This is a genomic window from Haloarcula taiwanensis, from assembly GCA_002844335.1.
In the GTDB taxonomy this organism is placed as follows: domain Archaea; phylum Halobacteriota; class Halobacteria; order Halobacteriales; family Haloarculaceae; genus Haloarcula; species Haloarcula taiwanensis.
In genome coordinates, this window is the sequence record CP019154.1 from 226,882 (window position 1) to 238,587 (window position 11,706).

An 11,706-nucleotide genomic window follows, 5' to 3' on the forward strand; every position below is an offset into this window, starting at 1 on the left:
TGTGGTAGTATCGGACGTATCCACCAGTTATGTCTCTGATCGGTGGTGTTGTAGAATCACAGATAGCACTGCTGACCTGGTATCAACTCTTATTTGTCGGCACCAGTATTACAGTTGCAATGGGGTTGTTGGGACGGGAAACACGACGGACAGTCGTCGACAACTACGAATTGCTACTGATTTGTCTGGTTGCCATCGCTGCGGCTGGCGGATATCTCACGTATACGGGGCATGTTGCTCCAGGAACGGAGACAACCACGCGACAGGTATCGTCGTGGCAATCGTCTGGATCGTTCTCGCATAACGCGACAGTTCGCAACGGTACCTCAGCGTTTCCCGAGGGTGAAGTGCTCGAAGACCAGCCCGTGTACCTCCGAAAGGTCGCTCCTGTATTGGACGGCGTGTTTGCATACACATACAGCGCTAGTAACGAAAGCGACCTCACCGCCTCGGCTGACATATTCGTCCAGTATCGATCCGTCGAATCGACGCAAAACGGCGAGCTCGTTTACTGGGAGGTAAAACGCCCACTGACACAAGACACCGAGCGCTCGTTGGCTACGGACGAGCGTATGGCAGTCCCGTTCTCGCTGAATGTCAGTCGCGCAGCTGAAACTGTTCGGCGTATCGATTCGGAGCACGGCCAGACATCCGGCCGACTGGAGATCGCGGTGATTTCTGAGCTTGCTCTCTCGGGAACACGTAACGGGCGGTCGGTCGACACAGCTCGCACGTACCGACTCCAGATTATTCCGAGCCAGAGCAGTTATCGTGTTGCAAACGCCGGCCCGGTGACGAACGGCGGTGACCAAACTGTCGAAACACAGGTCGAGAAGAGCTACGGACCGCTCTGGATGCTCGGTGGCCCAGCACTCCTCTTTGGTGGCCTTGGTTGTGCTGCTGCTCTCGTCTACGGGCGCATGACCGACTATCTCACACTGACTGATGCCGAGTGCCGGTGGCTCGTATACAGGTCTGCCCGCGAAGAGTACGACGAGTGGATAACCGTCGGCCGGGCTGATCCAGTCGACGACGATATCTGGACCACTTCCGTTGATTCGCTTGTCGGTCTCGTAGATATCGCCATCGACACCGACGAACGTATCATCGAGTCGGATAGTGATTCTACTCTTATCGTGTACACAGGCGACCGACTGTTCCGGTACGAACCTCCGCCAGAGCCCGGGGCTGCTGTCACTGCCGGAGATAGTGGCGCTGAATCGTCGGACTGAGTGAGTATTTTATTGCTTTTCCGTGCTGCTGTCAGTGGCGTTCGGCCCGGGCGGTGCATCGAGCTTTGGGAGCAATCGATACCCGGTCACCGTGCCGGCTGCAGCGGAGAACGCGAGCGCGGCAACTAGTTGCGGGACTGGGCCGAAGCCAGCGCTCGAAACCGCTGAGACGACAAGCACCGTAAGCACGATTCCGGCGAAACCTATCGCCGCTTCACGGACAGCGACGTGGCGGAACCGGTGCCGGCGGTCACTCGGTTGTGTCTGGAGTACCGGGAGGACATCATGATATCGCGTTTGCACGAGGTAATTCGTCACTACGGCGAGAAGGCCAGCGATGAACGCCCACAATCCCCAGTTAATTCCGAATGCAGGGTCGAAATCGGGTGCGAATCCGCTCGGCTCGGCCGGCTGTTGGTTTTCGGGTTTCGACGGCGCGGGCTCGGCGCCACCGCCGGCCACGGTTTCGGTCTCTCTGTCGCTATCGGCGGGTGTCTCGGTCGGTGTCCCGACGCCAGTACCGCTGCCATCGCCTCCTCCGTCAGCGGGCGTTTCGGACTCGTTCCCGTCCTCGCCTGCGGCCCCGTTCGTCGAGCTATCGTCCCCTGGCGTTGGCGTCGGCGTTGCGGAATCGCTTCCGTCCTGCGTCCCGCCGCCTCCGTCGCCACCGGGTGAGATACCGCCACCACCCCCGCTGGTGCTCTCGTCGCCTTCGGTTGACCGCTGTTCGGGAACAGGGACGGTGATAGATACTGTTCCAGTGAAGTTGCGTTCTGCTGGTGTCACCGCCAGCCCAAAGCGCACTGATTCGTCTGGCTGTAACGAGACAGTATCACCGGCGACCCGTGTGCCAGTGTCCATCCGATATATGCGAACTGTTTCCGGCTCGCTGTCCAGCTCGACGGCAGCAGCACTACTATTCCCCTCGTAGCCTGCAAAGCCAACGACAAACAGGTCGTCGACACGGGTCTGACCGTTCGGGAGCACCGGTGCGAGACTGATACGTAGCTGTCCCGTCTCGTCGTATTCGGCGTACTGGTCCCCGTTTGCAGTGTCAGCGGGAGCCAGATAGATGCCGGAGTTCCGGTCGGGTGCCACTTCGTCGCCGGTGATGAAAGCACCCGTCGCCATAGCGGTCCCTGTCAAAAGGACGACCGCTGCCATGACGGCGACGAGTGTGCGATTCATAGGTGGTTGTGTTGTCCCGGCTACGTCGTGTCTTCGTGTGGGCCTGTATCTGGACCTGTTGGTCGACAGTCAGCGTCGGACTCGGGTTTCACTTACTGTTGGACCGCCTCGACGATGAAGGTCACATCGCTGATACTACTGAGGTTACTGCCATCAACACCGTCATCTCGGAGATCGACAACGATGTCTATCTCCACGGTGTCGCTGTAGCCGCCGTCTGAACTCCCACCGTCGGGGTCGAGCGTGATGGCCTGAGCTGAACCAACAATCGATGCATCAGTGCTGCCCGCGCGGAAGTCCAGAACCTCACCGTTTGTGGGGTCGTCCCCAATGCCAGTGGTGCTATCATCGATGTAGAGACTGACCTTCGACGCACTGTTGTTGTCGACCTGCAGGGCGTTCTCGAAGGTGGTCTTCGCTCGTTCGTTGAGGTCCGTCTGTTCAAACTTGATGATGTCAACCGATTCATCTGAGTCTGTTCCGATGATGCCTGTGGCACCGCTCCCCGGGCTAAACCCCACCTGTGCTGACCCGGTATCGCCGGTGACTTGCAGATTGACGTTCCGGTCTGCTTCGATAGAAGTGAACGCACCGGAGCCAAACACCGCACCAGTCCCCACACTGGCTGCACCAATACTAAGGAGAAAGCCACGCCGATTCATTGAAGCGTAGTTCACGGCATAGCGGCTTAGTACTGAACAGCGTTAGCAGCTTCAATGAGTGCTTTAGCCGGGCTAATGCAACAAAATAGTAAGTAGTAACCTCTCGACGAATGAACTGAACATGAAACTGAACCGTAGAAGCGTACTCGGTCTCATCGGGACAGTCGGTATCGGATCCGGCGCGGCGTTCGGCTCTGGTGCATTTAGCAATGTCAGCGCAACGCGTGAAGTCGAAGTCAATGTCGTCGGTGCTGACGGCAACGGCTCTGAGATCGCAACCGAATTTACCGACGTGCTTGTCGACGCGTCCGCCGCTGAGGTCGCGCTTCGGAATAGCGACGGCACTCTTGTTACCGATGCCACGACCCTGTTTCCGACGAGCTCTGACTCCCTAACTACCGACGGCGGCACGACTGTTTCGACCGACTACGTAAGCCTCATCGCAAACGATGTGTCTGTTGTCTTTGGCTACGAGGACAGTGGAACCGACGAGCGACTGATGCCAAACAGCACGTACGACTACTCGAGCGGGTTCTTCAAACTAGTCAACAACGACGACGGAAGCGGAACGAACTTTAACGTCGATCTGGATACTGGGAGCGGTCTCCTTACCGGAATTGGCGGTAGTACGGATTCCTACAATCAAGACGTGTCTGCTGGCTCGGTTTCCGATCTCTCTGCGACTCTCGAAACGGGCGACAGCGCCACAGAAACTGAAGATCTGACGATCACAATCACTGAAGCGTAACGCCCCCTGCAGGTCGAATCTTTCCCTTCACCACGCCCTGCCGCCGCCAGACGCCTGTCCCTGACGGTGGCTGTCTACCGTGGAAAACCATTTACTTACCATTTAGAATCAAATACGAACAAAAAATCTATCAAGTAGTACAGTATAAGCAGAGATATGGGACAGGTGGGGGTTAGCCGACCAGAAGAGCGACAGCTATCGCGCGATGACGTATACGATATACTAAGCAACCAACGACGTCGGTACGCTTTGCACGCAATAAAACAAGAGAACGAGCGTGCTGAACTCTCTGACCTTGCCGAGCAGGTCGCTGCGTGGGAAAACGACAAGTGCATTCAGGAGATCACGTCCACGGAGCGACACCGCGTGTACACGTCGATGCAACAGACACATCTCCCGACGCTTGAACGCGCGGGCGTCATCACGCACGACAACGGCACCGTAACGCTGACCGACACTGCTGACGGCCTTGATGTGTACCTCGACGTTGTGCCGGGGGATTCGATACCGTGGGCGGAGTACTATCTCGGACTCGCCGCTGTCTCGTTAGCGCTCGTCGTCGCTGTCTGGGTCGGTGTCTTCCCACCGTCGGTTCCGTCGCTCGTGTGGCCGACAGTGATTACGCTGCTATTCCTGGTCTCTGCGGCGTACCACGTCAAGGAGACTCGCCGGCTGCAACTCGGCGCGGCGGATAAGCCGCCGGAGCTGCTGGAATGAGTAAAAAGTGGACCCGGCGCAGTGCACTCGCGTTCATCGCCAGCGGTGCAGGCCTGCTTGCGGCCGACACATCAGGTGTCACTACCATTGACGCAGAGCGGTCCAGTAACCTGGGGACGGCCAGTGACAGCGATGCGCTGCTTGGTGTCGACATCGACCCAGTCAGTGGAATGGACGGCCAGCAGGTGATACTGGCAACACTCACAAACAACTTCGACCAGCAGCTCACGAGTGTTAGCGCCAGTCCCGGCCCGGCTCCGCCGTTCGAGACCGTCCAGACACCGAACAGGCTTCTGCCGGGCGAGAGCGGCGATGTCACAACGACGCTTTCCTGTGATTCAGAAGGGACGACGACTGTCGCCCTCGATATCACTGCGACCGGTCCCGACAGGCGTGTCGAACTGAGCCGGTCGCTTTCAGTCGAGTGTCGCGATCCCAGAGTGTCGTGGTGGCGCTTCGAAGACGTTAGCAGAACGGTTGTCCCGGATTCGTGGGCTGCCGGCAACGATGGTGAGCGTGCGTTTCGTCCCGGCAGAGGGTCCGACTTCCTTTTCGAACCTGACCTAGTAACATCACAACTGGGTCGCGGCGAAGTGCTGAATTTTGATGGTGACGATGCTGTTACCGTTCCCGACGACGAGACGCTTGACTTGACCGACGACTTCTCGCTCTCCGCCTGGGTATTCCCGCGAACCCAGGGCGGCCTCACGCGATTGTTCAGCAAATGGAACTCCCGTAACGAGAATAGCTATCAGTTCGGCTTCGGTGGCGGTTGGCAGGGCTCTGACGACAGAGAACTGCTCATTGAAACCACCGACGAATACAAGCTCACGGGTGTCTCACTGACGGAGAACCAGTGGGCACACGTCGTCTGGACCCACGGTTCACAGGACAAGGTGTACGTCAATGGGACTCAAAAGGGGCAGACGTTTTCACTCCCCGATGCGCAGGCGTCCACGCAACCGCTTCGAATCGGGACCGGCATCAACCCCGGTGGGAACGCTATCTACGGATTCAACGGCGCCATGGACGAGCCTAAAATATACGACGCCGCACTCACTGCCGACCAGGTGAGCACACTCTACAGCTCAAGCACGGCAAGTGCAGGCGGTGGTGGCGGCGACATCACCAGCTAAACTTGCCATCACTCACGTCCGAGCAGGCGACGTATCTGCCGCTTCAGCGGAACCGACCGGTCCCGGCTTCGCTCGCGCGTCGTTCCGAACCCGAATGTCGCCCCAACTGCCGCTGCAAGGCTTCCGAGAACCAGGAAATTGAACGCTCCGATGGCCACCAGCGGGTGGACTCTGTGCAGCCCTGCGATGACGCCCGGCGGTGCTAGCAGGAAGTAGCGATGCTCTTCAACGGTCACGACTGCCCGTTCGCCGGGCGGCGGGGCAGTCACCGACAGCGTTGCCGTCGCCGACCCGCCGCGCTGGACGACAAGCCGGTTACGGTCCATCGTTGCGTCCGGGTGTGGGGATTCGAGGACGATGAGCATCGTCACCAGGCCGCCGTTTTCCGCAGTGAATTCGCTTTCGACAGGCTCGCCCGGTGTGACCTCTTCGCTCGCACTATCGATGGTGACGCTATGTGTGCCGCTCGGAGCGACCATCGCGGCGTTTGCCGGCACGAGAATCAACACTGCCAGTGCGAGTATGATCGTCCAGCCGTTGATCGCGTCCCCATCGCGCGACCGAGTTCGGTCTCTGGTTCGCCCTTCACTGGCCCGGAAGCTGTCAACGAAGACGAGTAAAAACAGCCCGAGCCCGATAGAGATGAACAGTCCACTGAGTCCCTGCCCGCTCGTCAGGTCGCTGTTGCTTGCACCGCCAACCAATACCAATCCACTTTCCGCCGCCGTTCGAGCGGAGCTGATTGCGGTCCCGAGGCCGGGGAGCCGGACGACCTGTCCGTTGACCTGTAGTGCTGTCGCGACGACTCGGTCGTCAGTGACGACCGGCTCGCCGCCGCTCTGGTCTCTGAACGGGTTGTTGTCCCCTTTCGTGATGTACCCCGCTTCGGTCTCCGCGACGACCCGGTGTGTGGTCAGTCCGCCGCCCTGTAGCTCGACCGCTTCGAACACAATAACGTCTCCCGGCTCAATCTCGCCAGCGACGGGTGCAGGAACGGCGACAAACGCGTCACCCGTATTCAGCGTCGGCGACATACTTCCCGATGTCACGTACCCCAGCAGGATCGGCTGTCCGAGGAGTTGTCCGATAACGAGGGAGAGAACGACGAGGACAGCAAGCAGGGTGAACGCGTCCTCGACGGCCTGCCGCAGCATACCTGCAGTAACCGGCCACAGGTTTTCAACCCTCCGAACAGCGGAGGAGTCGCGGTGTGTCGACCAGTTATCGGTACGGTTCGAAACCGGCGCGTGCTGTCTCTGGACGCAACGCGCTGCCGTCTGTTGACCGCGCGGCAGGGGTTGGACTACTCCCGTCTCGATTACTCCCTTTCGACAGGGATCGTGTGGACCTGCCGAAGTGGCTCGATGTGTGCTTTTGCTGCCGTGTCCAGTGGAAAGGTGCCGTGGATATCGGCCGGGACCTGGCCGTGGATGAGACGCCCGAACGGCGCGGCGGCGGTGGGATACACCTGCTCGGCCAACCGAGCGACGGGGGCCGCGACATCGAGTCCTTCCAGCGCTTCCTTCACAGCCGCTTCGCCGACGTGGACGGACTCGCCTTCGATCAAAATGAACGCGAACGGTGGGTCGTCGAACTGCGCTTGGAGGAACGCCTGAATGGCGTCGGATTCCCAGGGGACCGGCGTGATGTCCGTGGCACAGCGGGTTACCGTCTCGGCAGCGCGCCGGAACAGGTCGGTACTGCCGTCGTAGACGAGAAGCGACTGAGTCACACCAACTGTACGGGTCTGGGCCGTTTGAACGTTGTGTCGTGTCACAACGGCTTATACGTCTGCACCTCGACCGTCCTGTATGGACGCGCGGGACGAACCAGTGGCAAAACTCGCCCGCCGACTCGAAACGGCACTGGCGCGCACACTCGATGATAGCGTGTCGTGGACGGTCACGACTGACAACCCAGTCATCGCTCGACTACCCGACCGCGAGTTCGTGCTCGAACAGCGCGATGGGCCGGACGGATACCGGTTGACAGTCGTGTTGCGCGCGGACGGTGCGGTTGTGAGCAAGTTCGGGCAGTTCGAGACCATCGATAACGCAGTCGAGAAGGTTGTGTCTCTTGTCCGGGCCGACGTTCGGTACACGGTTTGCTGTGACGGCTAGCTGTCACAGTGCTGGACCCGGTCTGTGTGGCTAACTCGGTGCCCCCGTGTCAGTCAGCAAACACCGCTTGGGGGTAATCTCTATACCAATCCCACACCAACAGTGGGCCGTATGAGTCTGCTCAAGAGCAAGCATCTCCTCAACGGAATCGTCTCGCTGGTGGTGAGCGTCGCTATCACTGTCTGGCTGGCTGATGACGAAGACGCGCCCTGGAGCCTGACTGATATGGCCATGGCCGTCGCTGTTTCGTCGTTTCTGTCCGGCTTTTTCACTAGCTACTTCGCTGACTGATAGTCGGACGCCTCTGTGCAATGGGGGAACACCGATGCCGTTCCGGTCCGTTTCCCCAGTATGGATGAGCCAGACCCCGTCGACAGCTGGCCTCACCGCCCGTTCTCACCGGCGGAAGCCAGTGCCCTGCTGGACGACATTGACGGTGCTGCTGCGGTCTGGGTGATGCACCACGACAACGACGTTCGGTCAGCTATCGTTCTCGATAATGCTCCCGAGGACGCAGCCATCGACATCATCGTCGAGACCGACGTTGGCTTCGAGATGTACAGTTACACGAGCGGCGTGTGGCTGAACTACGGTACGCAGCGGAAAGACGACCCGGATGCGCCGCCGATGGCAGGGACGCTTGACAGCTACGATGTTCTCGCTGGCGAGTCTGAGACAGCCTGACCAGTGCGGTTCATCGACACCGTCGTTGCTGGGGCGAAACGGCCCGTGCCACCCGCGTACCGATACGCTCGAAAAGTAATCATTAAACGGCGCGGCGACTGACCGTCCTGATATGCAACGACGAGCCGCGGCGGCGTACTTCGCGTTCTTCCTCGTTATCAGTGTTGCTGCGTACGCCTACATCGGCGTCGCGGAGAGTCAGCGGCCGACGGTGTCGCTCGACGCTGACGCCGAACTGACCAACGAGAGTACGTTCACTGTCGACGGAACGGAATACACAGCCACGAACATCCACATGTCCGGTGGCGGTGGCGGCCACGGCGGCGGTGGCGGGGGAAGTATGGCAGCTGACCTCTCGTGGACGAACGAATCGTCACAGTACACTGCGACGTTAGAGCACAACGCCACGACGACGTATCAGAACGACACCTACCGCGTACACACTGACAGCAACGAGAGTACGGTGACTCTCGAAGAGGAACTCAACGTCAGTGCGCTCCTCGCCGAGGACGCCTCGGTCAAGAACACGCTGGCAACCCAGAACGGAACTGAGTACGTGGTCTACCGGTCGAACAACACGCAGGTCCCACTGAGTGAATGGCTCCCTGAGCCGGAGACAGTGACGTTCTCCGTCGGTGATACCTACCCGTACGCGACCGACAGCGGTACCCAGGAGACCACTATCTCTGAAGTGACCGCCGACGGTGCAACGCTCGAATGGTTCGCCCCGCGTGAGAACACAGTCGAACTTTCGGAGGGTGGAAACGTCACGCTGAACGAGCAGCAGTTCTTCGCCCACTTCCCGGACCACAGCACCGTCCAGATCGTCCCGATTCAGCAGTACGACCAGTACCAGGCGACGCTTGACCAGCAGGACTACTTCCACGAGCGCAAGAACGGTATCTGGGGCGTCTCGATCCTCTCGGGCATCGCAGCCGTGCTGATGCTGGGAATGGCGTATATGCCCGTCCGCGGATAACAACGACGTCTGTTTTCGGTTTTTTCAACGACTGACTTACGCGTCGGCTGCCCAGGTGAGGTACGCCAGACCGATCCCGATCACACCCATCAGGACTGCCGCGACCATCTGTACAATCGCCGCTGCCATCGAGGCGTGCGTCTGCCACGGTGTGCCGGCGACCGCCGCGAGCGTGGCGACGACGAGCAATACACCGACAGTGACACCTAGCGGGCGCAACGGCTGCGTGAGTACGCGCTGAACCGTACCGGTCGTTCCGTCCATACTGATGCCATTCGCTGTCTGGGTGGTAAATGAACCGGTCTCGAAGTATACACTGCCGCGCCGCTTGTCCATAGAACAGCGTGTTGGGAGGGAGTTGAACCGACTCGCGTTGCTCAGCGGCTCACTGTGCGGGCCGGGAGGTGGTTGAACCGGAGCCAGACGCGCTCATTCGTTGCGCGCGACTGCAGGGTTCAACGCCCTCCGTAGCGTTACCACTATTCACTGTCGTTCATAGGGTAACGGGCCGGGAGGGAGTTGAACCCCCGACCATCTGGTTAAAAGCCAGACGCTCTGCCTAACTGAGCTACCGGCCCTCGCTATTCGCTCGGGGGAGCGGCGATTAAGACCTTACGGTCCGTCGTCGAAATACGATTCGATAGCTTCACTGATGACCTCGCCTGGGGACGCCCCGTCGAGTGCGGCCTGCCGGCGGAGTCGACAGTAGGCGTCGCGGCCGAGTTGTGTCCGCATCTCACCCAGCGCGTATCCGTTTCTGGCGAGTGCCGCGTCTACGGACGCGCCGTCGTTGACGCTGCTGGCAACGGAGCGGATCTGGCGGACAGTGAGGTCGTGGTCGAGGGCGGCCCACGCCAGCAGGAGGCGGGATTCGCCGGAGACTCTGGCGATGTGCTTGGCCGCCGTCGGCGCAATCTCTCCCTTGGCGACGTGAATGCGCACGGAGCGCGGGAGATCGTGCACGCGGGACCACTTGCGGATGAACGAGACCGACGCCTCGCCACCGGCCCGCTCGGCAGCGGCCTTGTAGGACCCTTCACCACGGACCAGGGCTGCACACGCGGCCGCGCCTCGTAGAATGAACACGTTGTCGTCGGCGCCGGCGGTGTTCTCGGAGAACTTCTCGACTGTTCTGGCCGCGAGTTCGAGACTCTCGGGGTCGTCGGGATCGAACTCGATTGCCTCCTCGGGTCGCTGGCCGGTGAGTGCCGGGTCACCGCGGATGACCGGTTTACCGACCGGTGATTCGCGGTCGGTCGATGGAACGTCGTTGTCGGGCCCCTCAGGCATCGATACGTGTTTGGGGAGCGCCGCACAAAAGTATCCCGTACAGGGGTGTCATGCAGGCTATTGTAAGTAATTCCCGGATGTCACCGACCCGGTGTCGGCGCAATCAGTGCCCAGTCTGTATCAGTCGTCAGATGCGCTCTCGCGCTCTTCGCTCATGTGCTCCCAGATTTCTGTGCAACCGCAGCCGTCCTCGACGTTATCGAGGTGGTCTGTGGTCGGCTCTTCGCGTTCGGCGTCATCGTCGTGGGTCTGTTGTGCGTTCGTCATCGTTTCAGTCACAGCAGCGACCTACGTGGCCGCCACGTGGTGTCGTACTCCTCCATAACGCCCCCATTATCTTAAACACGGACTCTCCTGTAAGCTTGGCCCGCACTGCGACTTACAGGCAACATTTAGTCCCATCTCGTACAGAACCCAGGAAATAGTGGGCCATTATATTTGATGCAGTTACCGCATGACTGCGACGGATTCGACCCGACCGCGGTGATACTTGCGACCGCCGATGTCCTCAGGTGTCTCGGGAATCTAATGAGATGTAATGACGACTGACGTTCACCAGCTCGACGACGGGGCCTGGATCTCCGTCAACGACTCGCGGGAAGTGAACGTCTCGGACCTGTGGCTGCTGGCTCGAAGCGGCTTCTGCGGGTGTGAGACGACGGATTTACTCGCTGAGGGGTTCGTGGAAGTGGGCGTTGATTACCCGGACATCCAGGCACGAATAGCCGGCCAGTGCATCGCCTGCGGTGAAAGCGGCGTTACCGACTGGTTGACCGTCGGCCGCGTCGTAGATCCCGATTCCGGCGAGTTCTACGGTGTTGTCCACGAGAGCATCCATTTTCCGGAGAAACGAACCCGGCTTGCGAACCCTGAAGAATAGGCAACAATCTCTTGTTTCGGGGAGTGGGGGAGACGGTTGACGGCAAAGTGTGTTGTATAAGTCTGTGAGA

15 protein-coding genes and 1 tRNA gene are annotated in these 11,706 nt (G+C 59.8%); 9 read left to right on the forward strand and 7 right to left on the reverse strand.

The window, feature by feature from the left end:
• The first annotated feature begins 119 nt into the window (after positions 1 to 119).
• A complete protein-coding gene (locus BVU17_01170) occupies positions 120 to 1,232 on the forward strand; it encodes a hypothetical protein (GenBank protein AUG46193.1) in 1,113 nt (370 codons plus the stop codon).
• Between the two features lie 9 nt (positions 1,233 to 1,241).
• On the opposite strand, the gene BVU17_01175 is transcribed toward BVU17_01170, so the two are convergent.
• Positions 1,242 to 2,420 (reverse strand): hypothetical protein, encoded by a 1,179-nt coding sequence (locus BVU17_01175; GenBank protein ID AUG46194.1) that lies wholly within the window; start codon positions 2,418 to 2,420, stop codon positions 1,242 to 1,244.
• Between the two features lie 92 nt (positions 2,421 to 2,512).
• Positions 2,513 to 3,082, reverse strand: a complete 570-nt coding sequence (locus tag BVU17_01180) for a hypothetical protein (GenBank protein ID AUG46195.1) — start codon at positions 3,080 to 3,082, stop codon at positions 2,513 to 2,515.
• 115 nt (positions 3,083 to 3,197) lie between these two features.
• On the opposite strand from BVU17_01180, the gene BVU17_01185 reads away from it, so the two are divergent.
• From BVU17_01185 to BVU17_01195, 3 genes are all read left to right on the forward strand, one after another.
• The gene (locus tag BVU17_01185) at positions 3,198 to 3,830 is read left to right on the forward strand and encodes a hypothetical protein (protein ID AUG46196.1); all 633 of its coding nucleotides are present in this window, start codon (positions 3,198 to 3,200) and stop codon (positions 3,828 to 3,830) included.
• A 156-nt stretch (positions 3,831 to 3,986) separates the two neighbouring features.
• Positions 3,987 to 4,547, forward strand: a complete 561-nt coding sequence (locus BVU17_01190) for a hypothetical protein (GenBank protein AUG46197.1) — start codon at positions 3,987 to 3,989, stop codon at positions 4,545 to 4,547.
• The gene (locus BVU17_01195) at positions 4,544 to 5,683 is read left to right on the forward strand and encodes a hypothetical protein (GenBank protein AUG46198.1); all 1,140 of its coding nucleotides are present in this window, start codon (positions 4,544 to 4,546) and stop codon (positions 5,681 to 5,683) included. The genes BVU17_01190 and BVU17_01195 overlap by 4 nt, the downstream gene beginning before the upstream one ends.
• A gap of 8 nt (positions 5,684 to 5,691) precedes the next feature.
• Here the strand turns inward: BVU17_01195 and BVU17_01200 are convergent, their stop codons facing one another.
• Together BVU17_01200 and BVU17_01205 are read right to left on the reverse strand one after the other, a co-directional pair.
• Positions 5,692 to 6,837, reverse strand: coding sequence for a signal peptidase I (locus BVU17_01200; GenBank protein ID AUG46199.1), 1,146 nt, complete (start codon positions 6,835 to 6,837; stop codon positions 5,692 to 5,694).
• Between the two features lie 164 nt (positions 6,838 to 7,001).
• On the reverse strand, positions 7,002 to 7,415 hold the full coding sequence (locus tag BVU17_01205) for a hypothetical protein (protein AUG46200.1): 414 nt from the start codon (positions 7,413 to 7,415) through the stop codon (positions 7,002 to 7,004).
• A 79-nt stretch (positions 7,416 to 7,494) separates the two neighbouring features.
• On the opposite strand from BVU17_01205, the gene BVU17_01210 reads away from it, so the two are divergent.
• From BVU17_01210 to BVU17_01225, 4 genes are all read left to right on the forward strand, one after another.
• Positions 7,495 to 7,803: a hypothetical protein gene (locus BVU17_01210; GenBank protein ID AUG46201.1), complete on the forward strand. Its 309-nt coding sequence runs from the start codon at positions 7,495 to 7,497 to the stop codon at positions 7,801 to 7,803.
• A gap of 111 nt (positions 7,804 to 7,914) precedes the next feature.
• A complete protein-coding gene (locus BVU17_01215) occupies positions 7,915 to 8,094 on the forward strand; it encodes a hypothetical protein (protein AUG46202.1) in 180 nt (59 codons plus the stop codon).
• Positions 8,095 to 8,154: 60 nt separating this feature from the next.
• Positions 8,155 to 8,487 carry a hypothetical protein gene (locus BVU17_01220; protein AUG46203.1) on the forward strand — a complete coding sequence of 111 codons (333 nt, stop codon included), beginning with the start codon at positions 8,155 to 8,157 and terminating at the stop codon, positions 8,485 to 8,487.
• A 112-nt stretch (positions 8,488 to 8,599) separates the two neighbouring features.
• Positions 8,600 to 9,466 (forward strand): hypothetical protein, encoded by an 867-nt coding sequence (locus BVU17_01225; protein ID AUG46204.1) that lies wholly within the window; start codon positions 8,600 to 8,602, stop codon positions 9,464 to 9,466.
• A 36-nt stretch (positions 9,467 to 9,502) separates the two neighbouring features.
• Here BVU17_01225 and BVU17_01230 read toward each other — a convergent pair whose 3' ends face one another.
• The 3 genes from BVU17_01230 to BVU17_01240 all read right to left on the reverse strand — a co-directional run bounded on the left by BVU17_01230 (position 9,503) and on the right by BVU17_01240 (position 10,756).
• Positions 9,503 to 9,730: a hypothetical protein gene (locus tag BVU17_01230; GenBank protein ID AUG46205.1), complete on the reverse strand. Its 228-nt coding sequence runs from the start codon at positions 9,728 to 9,730 to the stop codon at positions 9,503 to 9,505.
• Positions 9,731 to 9,970: 240 nt separating this feature from the next.
• A tRNA-Lys gene (locus BVU17_01235) sits at positions 9,971 to 10,044 on the reverse strand.
• Between the two features lie 34 nt (positions 10,045 to 10,078).
• Positions 10,079 to 10,756, reverse strand: coding sequence for a hypothetical protein (locus BVU17_01240; GenBank protein ID AUG46206.1), 678 nt, complete (start codon positions 10,754 to 10,756; stop codon positions 10,079 to 10,081).
• Positions 10,757 to 11,294: 538 nt separating this feature from the next.
• Between BVU17_01240 and BVU17_01245 the strand changes: the two genes are divergently transcribed.
• Positions 11,295 to 11,636: a hypothetical protein gene (locus BVU17_01245; protein AUG46207.1), complete on the forward strand. Its 342-nt coding sequence runs from the start codon at positions 11,295 to 11,297 to the stop codon at positions 11,634 to 11,636.
• The last annotated feature ends 70 nt before the right edge of the window (positions 11,637 to 11,706 follow it).